20 protein-coding genes, 13 tRNA genes and 3 rRNA genes are annotated in these 18,285 nt (G+C 44.3%); all 36 read right to left on the reverse strand.

Annotated features, from left to right (window positions below; genetic code table 11):
* Positions 1 to 6: 6 nt before the first annotated feature.
* Entirely contained in the window at positions 7 to 813 is an 807-nt protein-coding gene (locus RSK81_RS11670) for a metal ABC transporter permease (protein WP_002919889.1), read from the reverse strand.
* Positions 806 to 1,516 (reverse strand): metal ABC transporter ATP-binding protein, encoded by a 711-nt coding sequence (locus tag RSK81_RS11675; protein ID WP_175859701.1) that lies wholly within the window; start codon positions 1,514 to 1,516, stop codon positions 806 to 808. The genes RSK81_RS11670 and RSK81_RS11675 overlap by 8 nt, the downstream gene beginning before the upstream one ends.
* The gene (locus RSK81_RS11680; RefSeq protein WP_315686900.1) at positions 1,513 to 1,956 is read right to left on the reverse strand and encodes a zinc-dependent MarR family transcriptional regulator; all 444 of its coding nucleotides are present in this window, start codon (positions 1,954 to 1,956) and stop codon (positions 1,513 to 1,515) included. The genes RSK81_RS11675 and RSK81_RS11680 overlap by 4 nt, the downstream gene beginning before the upstream one ends.
* 355 nt (positions 1,957 to 2,311) lie before the next feature.
* Positions 2,312 to 2,395: transfer RNA gene (locus RSK81_RS11685), tRNA-Leu, on the reverse strand.
* Positions 2,396 to 2,407: 12 nt separating this feature from the next.
* A tRNA-Gln gene (locus RSK81_RS11690) sits at positions 2,408 to 2,479 on the reverse strand.
* Positions 2,480 to 2,492: 13 nt separating this feature from the next.
* Positions 2,493 to 2,565, reverse strand: a tRNA-His gene (locus RSK81_RS11695).
* A 10-nt stretch (positions 2,566 to 2,575) separates the two neighbouring features.
* Positions 2,576 to 2,646, reverse strand: a tRNA-Trp gene (locus RSK81_RS11700).
* A gap of 8 nt (positions 2,647 to 2,654) precedes the next feature.
* Positions 2,655 to 2,735, reverse strand: a tRNA-Tyr gene (locus RSK81_RS11705).
* A gap of 13 nt (positions 2,736 to 2,748) precedes the next feature.
* Positions 2,749 to 2,821: transfer RNA gene (locus RSK81_RS11710), tRNA-Phe, on the reverse strand.
* Between the two features lie 5 nt (positions 2,822 to 2,826).
* Positions 2,827 to 2,900 (reverse strand) — tRNA-Met (locus RSK81_RS11715).
* A gap of 19 nt (positions 2,901 to 2,919) precedes the next feature.
* Positions 2,920 to 3,009 (reverse strand) — tRNA-Ser (locus RSK81_RS11720).
* Between the two features lie 7 nt (positions 3,010 to 3,016).
* Positions 3,017 to 3,088 (reverse strand) — tRNA-Glu (locus RSK81_RS11725).
* A gap of 15 nt (positions 3,089 to 3,103) precedes the next feature.
* A tRNA-Ile gene (locus RSK81_RS11730) sits at positions 3,104 to 3,177 on the reverse strand.
* A 34-nt stretch (positions 3,178 to 3,211) separates the two neighbouring features.
* Positions 3,212 to 3,282 (reverse strand) — tRNA-Gly (locus tag RSK81_RS11735).
* A gap of 7 nt (positions 3,283 to 3,289) precedes the next feature.
* A tRNA-Val gene (locus tag RSK81_RS11740) sits at positions 3,290 to 3,362 on the reverse strand.
* A 3-nt stretch (positions 3,363 to 3,365) separates the two neighbouring features.
* Positions 3,366 to 3,481, reverse strand: a 5S ribosomal RNA gene (gene rrf / locus RSK81_RS11745).
* A 116-nt stretch (positions 3,482 to 3,597) separates the two neighbouring features.
* Positions 3,598 to 6,498, reverse strand: a 23S ribosomal RNA gene (locus RSK81_RS11750).
* Positions 6,499 to 6,624: 126 nt separating this feature from the next.
* Positions 6,625 to 6,697: transfer RNA gene (locus tag RSK81_RS11755), tRNA-Ala, on the reverse strand.
* A gap of 64 nt (positions 6,698 to 6,761) precedes the next feature.
* Positions 6,762 to 8,309, reverse strand: a 16S ribosomal RNA gene (locus RSK81_RS11760).
* The 16S, 23S and 5S rRNA genes sit together here with 13 tRNA genes alongside, the layout of an rRNA operon.
* A 233-nt stretch (positions 8,310 to 8,542) precedes the next feature.
* Positions 8,543 to 9,802 (reverse strand): glutamate-cysteine ligase family protein, encoded by a 1,260-nt coding sequence (locus RSK81_RS11765; RefSeq protein WP_223311196.1) that lies wholly within the window; start codon positions 9,800 to 9,802, stop codon positions 8,543 to 8,545.
* Between the two features lie 247 nt (positions 9,803 to 10,049).
* Positions 10,050 to 10,436 (reverse strand): 50S ribosomal protein L17, encoded by a 387-nt coding sequence (rplQ, locus tag RSK81_RS11770; RefSeq protein WP_002894521.1) that lies wholly within the window; start codon positions 10,434 to 10,436, stop codon positions 10,050 to 10,052.
* An 11-nt stretch (positions 10,437 to 10,447) separates the two neighbouring features.
* Positions 10,448 to 11,386 carry a DNA-directed RNA polymerase subunit alpha gene (locus RSK81_RS11775; protein ID WP_002894519.1) on the reverse strand — a complete coding sequence of 313 codons (939 nt, stop codon included), beginning with the start codon at positions 11,384 to 11,386 and terminating at the stop codon, positions 10,448 to 10,450.
* Between the two features lie 45 nt (positions 11,387 to 11,431).
* On the reverse strand, positions 11,432 to 11,815 hold the full coding sequence (gene rpsK / locus RSK81_RS11780; RefSeq protein WP_001118385.1) for a 30S ribosomal protein S11: 384 nt from the start codon (positions 11,813 to 11,815) through the stop codon (positions 11,432 to 11,434).
* A 19-nt stretch (positions 11,816 to 11,834) separates the two neighbouring features.
* Complete coding sequence (rpsM, locus tag RSK81_RS11785) at positions 11,835 to 12,200, reverse strand: 30S ribosomal protein S13 (RefSeq protein ID WP_002894516.1); 366 nt, start codon at positions 12,198 to 12,200, stop codon at positions 11,835 to 11,837.
* A 17-nt stretch (positions 12,201 to 12,217) separates the two neighbouring features.
* Complete coding sequence (rpmJ, locus tag RSK81_RS11790) at positions 12,218 to 12,334, reverse strand: 50S ribosomal protein L36 (RefSeq protein ID WP_001808836.1); 117 nt, start codon at positions 12,332 to 12,334, stop codon at positions 12,218 to 12,220.
* A 22-nt stretch (positions 12,335 to 12,356) separates the two neighbouring features.
* Positions 12,357 to 12,575 carry a translation initiation factor IF-1 gene (gene infA, locus RSK81_RS11795; RefSeq protein WP_001029883.1) on the reverse strand — a complete coding sequence of 73 codons (219 nt, stop codon included), beginning with the start codon at positions 12,573 to 12,575 and terminating at the stop codon, positions 12,357 to 12,359.
* Between the two features lie 117 nt (positions 12,576 to 12,692).
* The gene (locus RSK81_RS11800; RefSeq protein ID WP_002905789.1) at positions 12,693 to 13,331 is read right to left on the reverse strand and encodes an adenylate kinase; all 639 of its coding nucleotides are present in this window, start codon (positions 13,329 to 13,331) and stop codon (positions 12,693 to 12,695) included.
* A gap of 173 nt (positions 13,332 to 13,504) precedes the next feature.
* Positions 13,505 to 14,812 (reverse strand): preprotein translocase subunit SecY, encoded by a 1,308-nt coding sequence (gene secY / locus RSK81_RS11805; RefSeq protein WP_002898721.1) that lies wholly within the window; start codon positions 14,810 to 14,812, stop codon positions 13,505 to 13,507.
* A gap of 12 nt (positions 14,813 to 14,824) precedes the next feature.
* The gene (gene rplO, locus RSK81_RS11810) at positions 14,825 to 15,265 is read right to left on the reverse strand and encodes a 50S ribosomal protein L15 (protein WP_002901833.1); all 441 of its coding nucleotides are present in this window, start codon (positions 15,263 to 15,265) and stop codon (positions 14,825 to 14,827) included.
* Positions 15,266 to 15,419: 154 nt separating this feature from the next.
* Positions 15,420 to 15,602: a 50S ribosomal protein L30 gene (rpmD, locus tag RSK81_RS11815; protein WP_002894509.1), complete on the reverse strand. Its 183-nt coding sequence runs from the start codon at positions 15,600 to 15,602 to the stop codon at positions 15,420 to 15,422.
* 13 nt (positions 15,603 to 15,615) lie between these two features.
* Complete coding sequence (rpsE, locus tag RSK81_RS11820; RefSeq protein WP_002894506.1) at positions 15,616 to 16,110, reverse strand: 30S ribosomal protein S5; 495 nt, start codon at positions 16,108 to 16,110, stop codon at positions 15,616 to 15,618.
* A gap of 17 nt (positions 16,111 to 16,127) precedes the next feature.
* Entirely contained in the window at positions 16,128 to 16,484 is a 357-nt protein-coding gene (gene rplR / locus RSK81_RS11825) for a 50S ribosomal protein L18 (RefSeq protein ID WP_009659213.1), read from the reverse strand.
* Between the two features lie 84 nt (positions 16,485 to 16,568).
* Positions 16,569 to 17,105, reverse strand: coding sequence for a 50S ribosomal protein L6 (gene rplF, locus RSK81_RS11830; protein ID WP_002894503.1), 537 nt, complete (start codon positions 17,103 to 17,105; stop codon positions 16,569 to 16,571).
* Between the two features lie 64 nt (positions 17,106 to 17,169).
* Positions 17,170 to 17,349 (reverse strand): hypothetical protein, encoded by a 180-nt coding sequence (locus RSK81_RS11835; RefSeq protein WP_000648250.1) that lies wholly within the window; start codon positions 17,347 to 17,349, stop codon positions 17,170 to 17,172.
* Positions 17,350 to 17,515: 166 nt separating this feature from the next.
* Positions 17,516 to 17,914 carry a 30S ribosomal protein S8 gene (gene rpsH / locus RSK81_RS11840; protein WP_002894501.1) on the reverse strand — a complete coding sequence of 133 codons (399 nt, stop codon included), beginning with the start codon at positions 17,912 to 17,914 and terminating at the stop codon, positions 17,516 to 17,518.
* Positions 17,915 to 18,094: 180 nt separating this feature from the next.
* Positions 18,095 to 18,280, reverse strand: a complete 186-nt coding sequence (locus RSK81_RS11845; RefSeq protein WP_001085697.1) for a type Z 30S ribosomal protein S14 — start codon at positions 18,278 to 18,280, stop codon at positions 18,095 to 18,097.
* Positions 18,281 to 18,285 lie beyond the last annotated feature (5 nt).

Consider the following 18,285-nt stretch of genomic DNA (forward strand, 5'->3'; position numbering starts at 1 on the left):
CTGCTCCTATTTCATAAATTTTTTGACCAGATTGACCAGCAAGAACAAGCTGACGAAAATAATCGTAATGCTAGCGCTAGCTGGCGTCTCTGCATAGTAAGAAATATAAAGTCCGGCAATCATACCAAAGAAACCAATGGCATTTGCCAGCAAAATAACCGACTTGAAATTTTTCCCAATCCGCAGAGCAATACTGGCTGGCAAGACCATAATGGTCGAAACTAGCAAGGCTCCCGCAGCTGGAATCATGAGGGCAATCGCAACACCCGTCACGATATTAAAGAGAATGGACATGGTACGCACAGGCAGCCCATCCACAAAGGCCGTATCCTCATCAAAGGTCAAGATGTACATGGGGCGAATGAAGAGGAAGGTCAAGACAAGCACCACAGCAGCAATGACAAAGAGAGAAATCACCTGCTCCCTACTGATAGTCACAATGGATCCAAATAGATACTGGTCCAGACTCATCGAGCTAGAACTCTTGCCTTTACTCATAACAATCAGGGAAATAGCTAAGCCGGTTGACATGAGAATGGCCGTTCCGATTTCCATGAAATTCTTATAGATAGTCCGCAGATACTCTAAGAAGACTGCTGCGGCAATGACGACAAGCACCGTTGTGAGAGTGGGCGATAGTCCAAGAACCAAGCCAAAAGCTACACCTGCCAATGAAACGTGACTGAGGGTGTCACTCATAAGGCTCTGCCGACGTAAAATCAGGAAGGTCCCCAGAATCGGTGAGAAGAGGCTCATGGCAATAACTGCCAAGAAGGCTCGCTGCATAAAATCATAGGAAAATAGATTAAGCATGACTCACCTCCTGACTATTGTCGCTTTCATGCACATTGAAACAGCGCCAAGGCGAGTCCTGATTACGAACCAGATGAATGTTGCGGTCGGCATATTTACGAACTTCTTCCGGATCGTGTGTAATCATCAAGACAGCTTTCCCATGCTGATGAGCACTATGGTGCATGAGCTTGTAAAATTCATCCTTGCTGCCTGCATCCATACCTGTTGTCGGCTCATCAAGGACAAAAATATCCGGATCCGAAGCAAACATCCGAGCAATCACTGCCCTCTGCTTTTGCCCGCCAGAGAGAGAACCAATCCGCTTATCCCGATGTTCCCACATTCCAACCGACTCCAGACTTACCTTGATATGCTCCTCATCATGCTCATTCAAACGACGAAACCAACCCTTGCGCGGATAACGTCCCGACTTGACAAACTCATACACCGTACTAGGAAAACCAGCATTAAAACTAGCAATCTGCTGAGGAAGGTAGGCAATCCGCAATTTCTTGCCTCGCACATTAGTCTTGGAAATCTTCACTTCCCCATGCTTAGGCTGCAAAATACCTAAACTAGCCTTGATAAGCGTAGTCTTAGCAGCTCCATTTTCACCAGTCAAGGTCACAAACTCACCGCTGTCTAGAAAATAATGAATATGCTCTAGCACAGGCTCCTTGTCATAGTAAAAGGAAAGATTATCCACTGTGATATATCTCATTTACCAATCTCTCCCACTAAGGCTTCCAAGAACTTCGCAATCACCGCCTGTTCACTAGCAGAAAACTGCTCTGCCAATTTTTGATAGGTCTCCAAAGTATGCGAATGATGATGTTGATGTTCCTTTGCAATCGGCTGAGCTAATTCAGTCAAACGGTAAAAAGTGACCCGTGCATCTCTCTTATCTTTAAAGGTTTGCAGCATCTCTTGCTGAACCAAAGATTTCACAGCCTTGGTCACAGCGGCTTGACTCACATTCAGTCTTTTTGCCAAATCAGAATTTGTCAAAGATTCCTCAGATAAAAGCATCAAAATATGCTCCTGCGTATTGGTTAAAGGCACATCACTCGTGCAAGAACCTATCAGAATCTCATGCTGATTTTCTGCTTTCAAAATAACTTCATTTAAAAATTGATCGATCTTCTGCGCTAAATGAGTCATTCCTTCCCTCCTTCTCTTAACCAGTTAAAGCTTTACTGGTTAATTATACCACAAAAAAGAAAAGAGTCAAGAATTTTCAGTAAAAGTAAGATGCTTTTCACAAAAAATATTTAATCTTACAATTAGATTCTTAAGCCTTAAATAAAATTCAATCAGAGAATAAAAAAGAACAAAGCGAGCTGATTCATATTATCATTCTAGATTCTATAACAAATTTGATGTTGAATCCATTACATTAGTTGAGTGTGGATTTACAAGTAAAATCATGATTCAATCTTCCGCATTAGCTTGCAAATAATTATTAAAGAGAAAACAAAAAAAAACGAAACTAAAATGCTTCGCTAAACTTAAGCTATACCGGCGGCCGGGGTCGAACCGGCACGTCCTTGCGGACACTGGATTTTGAGTCCAGCGCGTCTGCCAATTCCGCCACGCCGGCTCAAGTTTTTAACTGGGGTAGCTGGATTCGAACCAACGCATGAGGGAGTCAAAGTCCCTTGCCTTACCGCTTGGCGATACCCCAATAATAATAAATAGGCGAGTGATGGGGATCGAACCCACGCATGCCAGAGCCACAATCTGGTGTGTTAACCACTTCACCACACCCGCCATATTTAAACACGGGCAGTAGGAATTGAACCCACACTGAAGGTTTTGGAGACCTTAGTTCTACCTTTAAACTATGCCCGTAAAGGTTATGGAAGGGGAGGGATTCGAACCCCCGAACCCGAAGGAGCGGATTTACAGTCCGCCGCGTTTAGCCTCTTCGCTACCCTTCCGATTATAAAATTATGGCGCGAGACGGAATCGAACCGCCGACACATGGAGCTTCAATCCATTGCTCTACCAACTGAGCTACCGAGCCAATTATTGCGGGAGCAGGATTTGAACCTACGACCTTCGGGTTATGAGCCCGACGAGCTACCTAGCTGCTCCATCCCGCGTCAATACTATTCGTCCCTAAGGAGGATGTGGGATTCGAACCCACGCACGCTTTTACACGCCTGACGGTTTTCAAGACCGTTCCCTTCAGCCGGACTTGGGTAATCCTCCAAATATATAGTCCGTACGGGATTCGAACCCGTGTTACCGCCGTGAAAAGGCGGTGTCTTAACCCCTTGACCAACGGACCATAATATTATTAAAATGGGCACGAGTGGACTCGAACCACCGACCTCACGCTTATCAGGCGTGCGCTCTAACCACCTGAGCTACGCGCCCAAGTTCAAAAAACTTGGTATGAACTTTCGTTCAAAGCGGGTGACGAGAATCGAACTCGCGACAACAGCTTGGAAGGCTGTAGTTTTACCACTAAACTACACCCGCTTGAATATGGGAGTTAACGGGATCGAACCGCTGACCCTCTGCTTGTAAGGCAGATGCTCTCCCAGCTGAGCTAAACTCCCTTCGCTAAGCGACTACCATATCTCACAGGGGGCAACCCCCAACTACTTCCGGCGTTCTAGGGCTTAACTGCTGTGTTCGGCATGGGTACAGGTGTATCTCCTAGGCTATCGTCACTTAACTATTGAATTAACTGTCCTGTCCTCTCAGACAAGCCTTGTCAACTCAAAATTGAATACAATATCAAATCTCACAAAAACTCAAACCATTCGCTGCACTCTGATGAATTTCTTATTCTAGGATAAGTCCTCGAGCGATTAGTATTAGTCCGCTCCATGTGTCACCACACTTCCACTTCTAACCTATCAACCTGATCTTCTCTCAGGGCTCTTACTAACTTGCGTTATGGGAAATCTCATCTTGAGGTGGGTTTCACACTTAGATGCTTTCAGCGTTTATCCCTTCCCTACATAGCTACCCAGCGATGCTCTTGGCAGAACAACTGGTACACCAGCGGTAAGTCCACTCTGGTCCTCTCGTACTAGGAGCAGATCCTCTCAAATTTCCTACGCCCGCGACGGATAGGGACCGAACTGTCTCACGACGTTCTGAACCCAGCTCGCGTGCCGCTTTAATGGGCGAACAGCCCAACCCTTGGGACCGACTACAGCCCCAGGATGCGACGAGCCGACATCGAGGTGCCAAACCTCCCCGTCGATGTGAACTCTTGGGGGAGATAAGCCTGTTATCCCCAGGGTAGCTTTTATCCGTTGAGCGATGGCCCTTCCATGCGGAACCACCGGATCACTAAGCCCGACTTTCGTCCCTGCTCGAGTTGTAGCTCTCGCAGTCAAGCTCCCTTATACCTTTACACTCTGCGACTGATTTCCAACCAGTCTGAGGGAACCTTTGGGCGCCTCCGTTACCTTTTAGGAGGCGACCGCCCCAGTCAAACTGCCCGTCAGACACTGTCTCCGTAGATGATAAACCTACCGGGTTAGAGTGGCCATAACACAAGGGTAGTATCCCAACAACGCCTCCATCGAAACTGGCGTCCCGATTTCATAGGCTCCTACCTATCCTGTACATGTGGCACAGACACTCAATATCAAACTGCAGTAAAGCTCCATGGGGTCTTTCCGTCCTGTCGCGGGTAACCTGCATCTTCACAGGTACTAAAATTTCACCGAGTCTCTCGTTGAGACAGTGCCCAAATCATTACGCCTTTCGTGCGGGTCGGAACTTACCCGACAAGGAATTTCGCTACCTTAGGACCGTTATAGTTACGGCCGCCGTTTACTGGGGCTTCAATTCATACCTTCGCGTTACCGCTAAGCACTCCTCTTAACCTTCCAGCACCGGGCAGGCGTCACCCCCTATACATCATCTTACGATTTAGCAGAGAGCTGTGTTTTTGATAAACAGTTGCTTGGGCCTATTCACTGCGGCTGACAAAAGTCAGCACCCCTTCTCCCGAAGTTACGGGGTCATTTTGCCGAGTTCCTTAACGAGAGTTCTCTCGCTCACCTGAGGCTACTCGCCTCGACTACCTGTGTCGGTTTGCGGTACGGGTAGAGTATGATACAACGCTAGAAGCTTTTCTTGGCAGTGTGACATCACTCACTCGCTACTAAACTTCGCTCCCCATCACAGCTCAACGTTATAGGTATAAGCATTTGACTCATACCACGCCTCACTGCTTAGACGTACATCCATTCGTACGCACGAGTTAGCCTACTGCGTCCCTCCATCACTTCATACTCTAGTACAGGAATCTCAACCTGTTGGCCATCGGATACACCTTTCGGTCTCTCCTTAGGTCCCGACTAACCCAGGGCGGACGAGCCTTCCCCTGGAAACCTTAGTCTTACGGTGGACAGGATTCTCACCTGTCTTGCGCTACTCATACCGGCATTCTCACTTCTATGCGTTCCAGCGCTCCTCACGGTACACCTTCTCCACACATAGAACGCTCTCCTACCATACCTATAAAAGGTATCCACAGCTTCGGTAAATTGTTTTAGCCCCGGTACATTTTCGGCGCAGGGTCACTCGACTAGTGAGCTATTACGCACTCTTTGAATGAATAGCTGCTTCTAAGCTAACATCCTAGTTGTCTGTGCAACCCCACATCCTTTTCCACTTAACAATTATTTTGGGACCTTAGCTGGTGGTCTGGGCTGTTTCCCTTTCGACTACGGATCTTAGCACTCGCAGTCTGACTGCCGACCATAATTCATTGGCATTCGGAGTTTATCTGAGATTGGTAATCCGGGATGGACCCCTCACCCAAACAGTGCTCTACCTCCAAGAATCTTGATGTCGACGCTAGCCCTAAAGCTATTTCGGAGAGAACCAGCTATCTCCAAGTTCGTTTGGAATTTCTCCGCTACCCACAAGTCATCCAAGCACTTTTCAACGTGCCCTGGTTCGGTCCTCCAGTGCGTTTTACCGCACCTTCAACCTGCTCATGGGTAGGTCACATGGTTTCGGGTCTACATCATGATACTAAAGCGCCCTATTCAGACTCGGTTTCCCTACGGCTCCGTCTCTTCAACTTAACCTCGCATCATAACGTAACTCGCCGGTTCATTCTACAAAAGGCACGCTCTCACCCATGAACGGGCTCGAACTTGTTGTAGGCACACGGTTTCAGGTTCTATTTCACTCCCCTCCCGGGGTGCTTTTCACCTTTCCCTCACGGTACTGGTTCACTATCGGTCACTAGGGAGTATTTAGGGTTGGGAGATGGTCCTCCCAGATTCCGACGGGATTTCACGTGTCCCGCCGTACTCAGGATACTGCTAGGTACAGAATCTATTTAAAATACGAGGCTCTTACTCTCTTTGGCTGACTTTCCCAAGTCATTCTTCTATAAATTCTGAGTCCACATTGCAGTCCTACAACCCCGAAGAGTAAACTCTTCGGTTTGCCCTCCTGCCTCTTCGCTCGCCGCTACTAAGGCAATCGCTTTTGCTTTCTCTTCCTGCAGCTACTTAGATGTTTCAGTTCACTGCGTCTTCCTCCTCATTCCCTTAACAGAAATGGGTAACAGGCATCAACCTGTTGGGTTCCCCCATTCGGACATCCCCGGATCAAGTGCTTACTTACAGCTCCCCGAGGCATTTCGTCGTTTGTCACGTCCTTCATCGGCTCCTAGTGCCAAGGCATCCACCGTGCGCCCTTACTAACTTAACCTTATTTTGACCTTTCAGTCTTAAACTCATTAATATTCACAGCGTTTTCGGTTTATTTTCTTGTTACTATTTGATATCGGTATTCAATTTTCAATGGACAAGTTCTTTATCTAGTCAAACTAGATAATGGAGCCTAGCGGGATCGAACCGCTGACCTCCTGCGTGCAAAGCAGGCGCTCTCCCAGCTGAGCTAAGGCCCCACATAGCCCTCTCAAAACTAAACAAGACTCAAGTGCATTCCGTATGTCCTTACGGACTCCTTAGAAAGGAGGTGATCCAGCCGCACCTTCCGATACGGCTACCTTGTTACGACTTCACCCCAATCATCTATCCCACCTTAGGCGGCTGGCTCCTTGCGGTTACCTCACCGACTTCGGGTGTTACAAACTCTCGTGGTGTGACGGGCGGTGTGTACAAGGCCCGGGAACGTATTCACCGCGGCGTGCTGATCCGCGATTACTAGCGATTCCGACTTCATGTAGGCGAGTTGCAGCCTACAATCCGAACTGAGACTGGCTTTCAGAGATTAGCTTGCCGTCACCGGCTTGCGACTCGTTGTACCAGCCATTGTAGCACGTGTGTAGCCCAGGTCATAAGGGGCATGATGATTTGACGTCATCCCCACCTTCCTCCGGTTTATTACCGGCAGTCTCGCTAGAGTGCCCAACTCAATGATGGCAACTAACAATAGGGGTTGCGCTCGTTGCGGGACTTAACCCAACATCTCACGACACGAGCTGACGACAACCATGCACCACCTGTCACCTCTGTCCCGAAGGAAAACTCTATCTCTAGAGCGGTCAGAGGGATGTCAAGACCTGGTAAGGTTCTTCGCGTTGCTTCGAATTAAACCACATGCTCCACCGCTTGTGCGGGCCCCCGTCAATTCCTTTGAGTTTCAACCTTGCGGTCGTACTCCCCAGGCGGAGTGCTTAATGCGTTAGCTGCGGCACTAAGCCCCGGAAAGGGCCTAACACCTAGCACTCATCGTTTACGGCGTGGACTACCAGGGTATCTAATCCTGTTTGCTCCCCACGCTTTCGAGCCTCAGCGTCAGTTACAGACCAGAGAGCCGCTTTCGCCACCGGTGTTCCTCCATATATCTACGCATTTCACCGCTACACATGGAATTCCACTCTCCCCTTCTGCACTCAAGTTAAACAGTTTCCAAAGCATACTATGGTTAAGCCACAGCCTTTAACTTCAGACTTATCTAACCGCCTGCGCTCGCTTTACGCCCAATAAATCCGGACAACGCTCGGGACCTACGTATTACCGCGGCTGCTGGCACGTAGTTAGCCGTCCCTTTCTGGTAAGATACCGTCACAGTGTGAACTTTCCACTCTCACACCCGTTCTTCTCTTACAACAGAGCTTTACGATCCGAAAACCTTCTTCACTCACGCGGCGTTGCTCGGTCAGGGTTCCCCCCATTGCCGAAGATTCCCTACTGCTGCCTCCCGTAGGAGTCTGGGCCGTGTCTCAGTCCCAGTGTGGCCGATCACCCTCTCAGGTCGGCTATGTATCGTCGCCTTGGTGAGCCGTTACCTCACCAACTAGCTAATACAACGCAGGTCCATCTGGTAGTGATGCAATTGCATCTTTCAATTAATTATCATGCGATAAGCAATTTCATGCGGTATTAGCTATCGTTTCCAATAGTTATCCCCCGCTACCAGGCAGGTTACCTACGCGTTACTCACCCGTTCGCAACTCATCCAAGAAGAGCAAGCTCCTCTCTTCAGCGTTCTACTTGCATGTATTAGGCACGCCGCCAGCGTTCGTCCTGAGCCAGGATCAAACTCTCATTAAAAAGTTTGAGTTCGCACTCATTACTGTCCACTGACAGATTTATTTTCGTTTTTTTGACAGGTTACATATCTCTATGTCACCCTGCACTTGGTTCGTCTTGTTCAGTTTTCAAAGGGCTTTGTCTTTCGCGACAACTATATTAGTATATCACCCAACCACACCTCCTGTCAATACCTTTTCCCATTTTTTTTAAAATTTTTCTAGAATTTTTTATTCATCAGAGGCTAGCCTCTATTAAAGAGAGGGAAGATAAGCTTCCTCACCTAGTTGACGAGCTAATAAACCAGCTCTAGCCAGCTGAAGCAAACTCTTTGTGAATTCATAAATATGCTCTCTTTCACTTGCAGACAACTCTTTTTTAGAAAACTTTCTTCTTAAAGCTTTGTAATCCCGGCCTTCCTCCTGAAAGAAGGGAGCGTCTTGTAAATAGGCTTTTACATTCTCCAAGTTTTCTAAAATACCAAGATGAAAAGCGGCAGAAGCAAAAGTTTTATCAAAAGGCTGGGTGCAAACGCTCCGAAACTCTACTGTCCCCCGTGTCGTCAAATCTTGATACTGGTAACTTCTGTGATTCTTGAAGTCTGCTTCCCTTGGAGTCAAGTTTGCTTTTTCGCCTGAAAGGTCATAAGCCTCAATAGTTTTCTGGCTCAAGTATTCATTAGCAGCTATCGGATAGAAATAGTAGGATTGACCATTTCGTTCGGCAGTAAAAAGTGCTGATCTATCAAGATATGCAAAAAATTCATCTTCAGTTTGAAAATCTTTCGAATTAACACCCGCATTTTCCTGTAAAATGCCATGCATCGATTGCTCCCAGAAAATATCTCGAGCGATTTTTGTATTCCAAGAAGAATCTGAAAACTCTGAATTGGCAAAAAGGTATGCCTTAGCACCTTCAATTTGATTGAAGACATTGATAACAGTTAAATAATTTTCTCTTGAGACATCCAGCTGAACTTGACTCCCACAAATAAAAGCACCATATTCTGGATAATTGTGCAAACCTTCCATGTTCTTTCCCATAGCTAAATACTGCATCAGCATTTCATATCTTGGATATTTAACTGGACTATTATCATTTTCAGCCCAGAAAGGATGAATACCTTCTCCTTGAATTTCATGATGTTCTTCACGCAGAATTGGCTGAATAATGTCTAGATACTTCTTAAAACGCTCTTCAACTTCTTGGATTCTGGAAGCCTTGGCAAAAGCAAATTCCAAAGTATTGTAAGAGACCTCAAAAAGAATTCTGTCTTCATTTTTAGTAGATTTTAGTTGAATGGGATTGCCGTCTCTATCAAATCGTTCCGCCTCAAAATCATACTCTTCCAACAGACGTTTCAAGAGATTTTTTGCAACATTTGTATCAGTCGCTCCGCCCTGGCTATTGACAATAGGAAATTCTAACTCAATGCCAATGTATACCGTTGGATTCTCTTTAATATTCTTTAAATAACGCTCTTTTAAAATTTGGATTGAATCAGTCATTTCCATTTCCTATAAATTTTTGATAGTGTTAGAGTATTATAACAAAATTTCAGGTATTTTCCTAGCCTCATACAAAAACGCCTGCTTACGAAATTGTTTTTGCCTTAAAAGCAATTTCGTAAACAAGCGTCTACCTATTATCAACTATATGATGAGTGTTCCCGCTAGGAAAGAATCCTAGCGGTAGACCAGAGCTAGACTAAGAATAGAGATTCTATTCCATCATCATAACACTCAACAAAGATTGATGATCTTAAACTAATTCGATGATTGCCATTGGCGCAGCATCTCCACGGCGCGGTTCAGTTTTCAGGATACGAGTATATCCACCGTTGCGCTCTGCATAGCGTGGTGCAATCTCAGAGAACAATTTTTGAAGAGCAGTAGTTGTAGTATACTTTTCTGTTGCTTCATCATAGTTTTCTGATGCGATTTCATTGCGTACAAAAGCTGCAGCTTGACGACGAGCGTGCAAGTCTCCACGTTTGCCCAATGTAATCATTTTTTCAACTGTTTTACGGATTTCTTTAGCACGAGCTTCAGTTGTCACGATTGATTCGTTGATCAGCAAATCAGTAGTCAAATCGCGAAGCATTGCTTTACGTTGTGAGCTAGTGCGTCCTAGTTTACGGTAAGCCATGTATTCCTCCTTTATTTATCGTTTTTTAACCCCAGACCGAGATCAGCAAGTTTAACTTTTACTTCTTCCAGACTCTTACGTCCTAAGTTACGAACTTTCATCATTTCAGGCTCAGATTTTTCTGTCAAATCAAATACAGTATTGATACCTGCACGTTTCAAACAGTTGTATGAGCGAACTGACAAATCTAATTCTTCGATGGTCCGTTCCAAAATGCGGTCATCAGAAGTCTTTTCTGCTTCCTTCATAACGTCTGCAGCGATAGCTACTTCTGTCAGATTAGTGAAGAGATTCAAATGTTCCGTAAGGATGCGGGCTGAAAGTCCCAAAGCATCTTCTGGAATAATTGTTCCGTTCGTTAAAATTTCAAGGGTTAGTTTGTCAAAACCATCGTTGCTACCAACACGAGCTGGCTCAACTTGGTAATTAACTTTTGTCACTGGCGTATAGATAGAATCCACCGCAAGTGTTCCCACTGGTGCATCATCTTTCTTATTTTCATCAGCAGGCACATAACCACGGCCGCTGTTAACAGTCATCGTTGCCTTAAAGCTTGCGCCTTCTCCGATTGTAAAGAGATAATGATCAGGGTTTATAATTTCAATATCACTGTCTGTCAAAATGTCTCCGGCAGTTACTTCTGCTGGTCCTTCAACATCCAGTTCAATAATCTTTTCGTCTTGGACGTAAGATTTTACAGCAATCCCTTTGACGTTCAGAATAATTTGCATCACGTCTTCGCGGACACCGGAAATTGTATCAAACTCGTGCAAAACACCTTCAATATTAATTGAAGTAACAGCAGCACCTGGAAGTGAAGCCAAAAGCACACGGCGAAGAGAATTTCCCAGTGTTGTACCATAACCACGCTCAAGCGGCTCTACTACAAACTTGCCATAATCTTTATTTTCATCAATTTTTGTTATATTTGGTTTTTCAAACTCAATCATTTGCTATACTCCCTCTTAAACGAAAAGCAGTGTAACGGTTGGTGATTATACACGGCGACGTTTTGGAGGACGAGCACCATTGTGTGGTACAGGAGTCACATCACGAATAGCTGTTACTTCAAGACCAGCGGCAGCAAGAGCACGAATAGCAGACTCACGACCAGAACCTGGACCTTTTACAGTAACTTCAACTGATTTCAGACCGTGTTCCTGTGCAGATTTAGCAGCTGCTTCAGATGCCATTTGGGCAGCAAATGGTGTAGATTTACGAGAACCTTTAAATCCAAGAGCTCCAGCAGATGACCAAGCAATCGCGTTACCATGCACATCAGTAATCATAACAATAGTGTTATTAAATGTAGCGTGAATATGAGCAATACCGGATTCGATATTTTTCTTCACACGACGTTTACGTGTTGGTTTAGCCAAGACTTTTTACCTCCTTATATTATTTTTTCTTACCTGCAATCGCAACAGCTTTACCTTTACGAGTACGGGCATTATTTTTAGTGTTTTGTCCACGGACAGGAAGTCCACGACGGTGACGGATTCCACGGTATGAACCGATTTCCATCAAACGCTTGATGTTCAAGTTTACTTCACGACGAAGGTCACCTTCAACTTTAATCGCATCTACTTCACGACGGATAGCGTCTTCTTGTTCGATTGTAAGATCTTTTACACGGATGTCTTCTGAAACTCCAGCAGCTGCCAAGATTTTCTTAGAAGTTGGAAGTCCGATACCGTACACATAAGTCAGTGAAACGACTACACGTTTGTCATTTGGAATGTCAACTCCAGCAATACGAGCCATTTTTTCTCCTTTCTATCTTATCCTTGACGTTGTTTGTGTTTTGGATTTGCTGGGCAAATTACCATAACACGACCATTACGACGAATAACTTTGCAGTATTCGCAAATTGGTTTGACCGATGGTCTTACTTTCATTTTTTCCCTCCAAGTTTTTCGATTATTTAAAGCGGTATGTGATCCGTCCACGTGTCAAATCATAAGGACTCATTTCTACAGTCACACGGTCTCCCGCTAAAATACGAATATAGTTTTTACGAATTTTACCAGAAACTGTTGCTAAAATCTGATGTCCATTTTCAAGTTCAACCGTAAACATTGCATTAGGCATTGTATCAACTACCTTGCCTTCAACCTCAATCACATCGTCTTTTGCCACGCAAAAGTACCTCCATAAATTTCGATTTGATCCCTCTGAGCACAGAGGTAACAATTATAAGTCAGACTAATTCATTGTATCACTACTTGTCAAATATTGCAAGCAGGAAAAACGCTTTTATTTCAAATTTGTCAAGACTTTTTCGATAGCTGAGAAGACATCATTAATATCTTGATTTCCTTGAATATCATGGACCAGACCTTTTCTGCGATAGTGATCAATAATCGGCTGACCCTGAGCAATATTGACATCCAAACGACGTTTAACCGTCTCAGGCTTATCATCTTCACGCTGGTAATAATCCTCTTCCTTGTAGTCTGCTGGCGGATTGAAGACCTTGTGGAAGGTTTCGCCTGTTTCACGATGGATAATCCGACCGCTCAAACGCTCCAGCAAGCTGTTAGGATCCACTTCGATATTGATAACGCCATCCAAAGCCAAATCAAGCTCTGTCAGAGTTTGGTCCAAGGCATGTGCTTGTTCAATCGTACGTGGGTAACCATCCAACAAGAAACCTGTTTCTTTGATGTCGTTCTGTGAAAGGCGTTCTTTAACGATTCCGTTTGTGACTTCATCTGGCACCAACTCGCCCTTGTCAATATAGGACTTGGCTAAAACGCCCATCTCTGTTTGGTTAGCAATCGCCGCACGGAACATATCTCCAGTCGAAATATGCGCAACATTGAAGTTCTCAACGATTTTAGCAGCTTGAGTTCCTTTACCAGCACCTGGTAAGCCCATAATCAAAAGATTCATGATTGGTCTCCTTTTTTGTTTTTAAAGCAATCTATTAAACCGATTAATAAACTCGTTTAAAAACAAAATAGAAGGGGGTGAGTCTACTCTGTCCCCTTTTATTTTGTTTATTTTCGGTTCAAGAAAGGTTATCTGAACAGGCTTCTCATTAGAAAAGCTATTCAAAAGTTCCCTTACTCTGAAGTATCCATAAAGCCGACATACTTTCTCTTCAGCAGGTAGCCTTCTAGCTGTTTCATTCCCTCAATACCAGTTGAGATGATGATCAAGAGACTGGTTCCTCCAAGAGCAACGGCATCTGTCAATCCAAATACATCTTTAGCCAAGATAGGCAGGATAGAGATGAAACCTAGGAAAAGAGAGCCCACTGTTGCCAAACGACGCAACAGCTTAGACATGTAGTCTTCTGTTCCTTTACCCGGACGAACACCTGGAATGTAGGCTCCGCTCTTTTGCAGATTTTCTGCTGTCTTCTCTGGATTAATCTGTACAAAAGTATAGAAGAAGGTAAAGAGGACAATCAGAAAGGCATACATGAACATACCACTAATGGTCGTTGTTGCCAAAAGTGACTGAGCTGTCTTAACCCAATCTGCGTCATAGCCCAAGGCACTGACAACTTGGAAAATCGCTGCCGGTGCAGCTGTAATCGAGCTGGCAAAGATTACTGGAATAACCCCAGCCGGATTGACTTTCAGTGGCAGATAGGAGCTAGAAGGTGCACCCTTAGCTACTTTCGTATACTGAACTGGAATTTTATATTCAGCCTGCTGTACAAAGGTTGTAAAGTAAATGATAAGCAGGACTGCCACAATCAGAATTCCTACAAAAATGAAAGATGAAGTCAAACGTTCACTAGGGATATTGACAAAGTAATCTTCATAGATACCTTTAATCATATCAGGGATAGCGGAAACGATACCAGCGAAGATAATCATGGAAACGCCATTCCCGTAACCCTTGTCTGTAATCTGTTCACCCAGCCAAGTTACAATCATTGAACCAGTTGCTAGAAGAACGCAAATCAAAGCGTAGGTCTGCACATTAGGATTGGCAACCAGATTAGCTCTTGAGAGAGTATCAAAACCAGCGGTAATCCCTATTGCCTGCACAAAGGCCAATACTAGGGCGATATAACGAGTCGCTTGATTCAGCTTCCTACGTCCTACTTCCCCTTGCTTGCCCCACTCTACAAACTTCGGAAGCAAGTCCATCTGCAGCAACTGAACAACGATAGAAGCTGTGATATAAGGACTGACCCCAAGTGCAAAGACAGAGAAGTTGCGCATGGCATTACCAGAGACCAAGCTCAGCATATTCAAGAATGGTAAATCATTCAAATTGCTTAAGGCTTTGGCATTAATCCCCGGAACCGTTATGGTTGTACCGATACGGAAAACTAAGATGATAAAAATCGTGAACAGAATCTTAGACCGTACCTGTTTGATTTTAAATGCGTCTTTTAATAGTTTGAAAAACATAGGTCACCTCGCTTAGATGACTTCCACTGAACCACCTTTAGCAGTGATAGCTTCTTCAGCTGATTTAGAGAATTTAGCTGCCTTAACAGTCAATTTCTTTGTCAATTCTCCGTTACCAAGAATCTTGATACCTGATTTTTCAGCTTTTACAATACCTGCTTCGATGAGAACAACTGGTGTTACTTCAGCGCCATCTTCAAAGGCGTTCAGTTGGTCAAGGTTAACAATCGCATATTCTTTGCGGTTGATGTTCAAGAAACCACGTTTTGGAAGACGACGGAACAATGGAGTTTGTCCACCTTCAAAACCAAGGCGAACGCCGCCACCGCTACGAGCTTTTTGACCTTTTTGACCACGGCCAGATGTTTTACCGTTACCAGATGATGTACCACGACCAACACGGTTGCGGACTTTACGAGAACCTGCAGCAGGTTGTAATTCATGAAGTTTCATTATATTATTTCTCCTCTTTTGTAAAATGCTAGCGCTCATATAGGAGAAAAGGTGTCTCCTATATAAACTCGCCTATACATATATTTAGTTTTAGGGGCTGAGAAAATCCCATCCCCTAACGTATTTTAATTTAAAGTTGTTAAACCAGCAAAGCTTATTTAACTTCTTCAACAGTTACCAAGTGTGATACTGCAGTAATCATACCGCGTACTGCTGGATTATCTTCTTTGATAACTGAGCTGTTCAATTTGCCAAGTCCAAGTGCTACAACAGTTTTACGTTGTGACGGGATGCGTCCGATTGGAGACTTAGTCAAAGTAATTTTAATTTGAGCCATGTTATCCCCTTTCTTATGCCAAGTCAGAAACTGAAATACCACGAAGGGCAGCAACTTCTTCAGCGCGTTTTAATTGTTTCAAACCTTCAACAGTTGCGCGAACGATGTTGATTGGAGTGTTAGAGCCAAGAGATTTAGATGTAACATCTGCTACACCTGCCAACTCGATGACGGCACGAACCGCGCCACCAGCAGCAACTCCAGAACCCTCAACAGCTGGCTTAAGCAATACTTTCGCTCCGCCAAATTCTGAAAGAACTTCGTGAGGAATTGTTGTGCCAACCATTGGTACTTCAATCAAATTCTTCTTCGCATCTTCAACTGCCTTGCGGATTGCTTCTGGTACTTCTTGAGCTTTACCAGTACCGAAGCCAACACGACCATTGCGATCACCAACAACTACAAGAGCTGCAAAGCGAAGACGACGTCCACCTTTAACAACTTTTGTAACACGGTTGATGGCAACTAAACGTTCTTCAAGTTCAACTGCGTTGTCTTTAAATGCCATTTTCTAGTGTCCTCCTCTTAGAATTTCAATCCGTTTTCACGAGCTGCATCAGCCAAAGCTTTTACACGTCCGTGATAGAGATATCCACCGCGGTCGAAGACGACTTCAGAAATACCTTTAGCAACTGCACGTTCAGCAACGAGCTTACCAACAACAACGGCTTGTTCTGTTTTAGTTCCTTTTGAAACTTCTTTGTCAAGAGTTGAAGCGCTTGCGAGCGTTACACCCGCTACGTCATCAATCACTTGAGCGTAGATGCCTGTATTAGAACGGAATACGTTCAAACGTGGGCGATCAGCAGTTCCAGAGAGTTTTCCGCGAACGCGACGGTGGCGTTTTTGGCGGATTTTATTTTTATCTGGTTTCGTAATCACAATTTTCACCTCTTAATTTTAATGAGTGCCTAGGCACAACCTTGGGAAACAACTTGTTTGTCTGAAAAAATCAGCCAGACAAGATTATTTACCAGTTTTACCTTCTTTACGGCGAACGAATTCACCAACGTAGCGGATACCTTTACCTTTGTATGGCTCTGGAGCACGCAGGCTACGTACGTAAGCTGCAGTTTGTCCAACTACTTCTTTTGAAATTCCGCTGACAACGATAGTTGTTGGGTTTGGAAGTTCAAAAGTGATGCCTTCTGGTGCTTCTACTTCATCTGGATGAGATTTACCAACTGAAAGTACAAGCTTTTTGCCTTGAAGTTGAGCACGGTAACCAACCCCACGCATTTCAAGTTCTTTCTTGAATCCTTCTGATACACCAACAACCATGTTGTTCAAAAGGGCGCGAGTTGTTCCGTGGATTGTTTTCATTTCTTTTGAATCGTTTGGACGGTGAAGAGTTACTTCAGTTCCTTCCACACGGATTTCAATATCTTTTGAGAACTCACGAGTCAGTTCTCCTTTAGGTCCTTTTACAGTTACAACGTTGTCTTTGTTGCTGATTTCAACACCAGCAGGCAACACGATAACTTTATTACCAATACGTGACATGTATATATTCTCCTGTTAGATTGTCAGGCCGCATGCGACCAGTTTTCACGGGGGGGCATTCGGATTAGAGCAAACCTAGTTTCTTTCGAAAAGCTTTGACAAATTCCTGATATTCTGTCAATACATCAATAGCCGCAGGACTATAACCAATTTCACATAAAAGAGATACAAGGTCATCTTTTGACAATTCAGCCAAAGCGTCTTCTGCAACAATAAGTTTTTCATTCAATTCAGTAGCTTTCATCTTTTTCTCCTAAACTATTTTACTCTCTATTTAGCTGATCAGTAAATCAGCTAAATTGAACACGAGCTATGGTCTGTGTGAAAAAGACAAATCTTCCTAGAGTGTTAACACTCTTTGTCAGATTTCCTATTTTCACATTGCCCATGACGCTCTTTGTATCTTGATTTTACCAAACGTAAGCGATAACTTCTCCACCAACATTCTTTTGGCGTGCTTCTTTATCAGTCAGCAAGCCTTCAGATGTTGAAAGGATAGCAATTCCAAGTCCATTCAGAACTTTTGGAAGATCTTCGCGTTTCTTGTAAACACGCAGACCTGGTTTTGAAATACGTTTCAAACCAGTGATAACTTTTTCACCATTTTGTCCGTATTTAAGGAATACACGGATGATGCCTTGTTTGTCATCTTCAATGATTTCAACGTTTTTTACAAAACCTTCACGCTTCAGGATTTCAGCAATCCCTTTTTTGATGTTTGACGCAGGCACTTCAAGCACTTCGTGGTTTGCTTGGTTAGCATTACGGATACGTGTCAGAAAGTCTGCAATTGGGTCAGTCATAACCATTTTATATTTCTCCTCTTACTAGTAGTTTGCAAGCTGCACTTGCTAGTTAATGATTGAGCTATGCTCAGAATATGTTTCTAGGTTTCAATTCCTAAGTGAGTCTAGGCATCGGCTTGCAGGCATAACTAAAGTTAGGCAAAAGCCGATAACGCGGAATCATAACGGAATTGGAAGCTAGAATTACCAAGATGCTTTGGTAACGCCTGGGATTTGTCCTTTGTATGCTAATTCACGGAAGCAAACACGGCAAAGTTTAAACTTGCGGTAAACGGAATGTGGACGGCCACATTTTTCACAACGAGTATAAGCTTGCGTAGAGAACTTAGCTGGGCGTTTGTTCTTAGCAATCATTGATTTTTTAGCCATTTGTT

Source organism: Streptococcus sp. DTU_2020_1000888_1_SI_GRL_NUU_041A (assembly GCF_032387735.1).
GTDB lineage: Bacteria > Bacillota > Bacilli > Lactobacillales > Streptococcaceae > Streptococcus > Streptococcus sanguinis.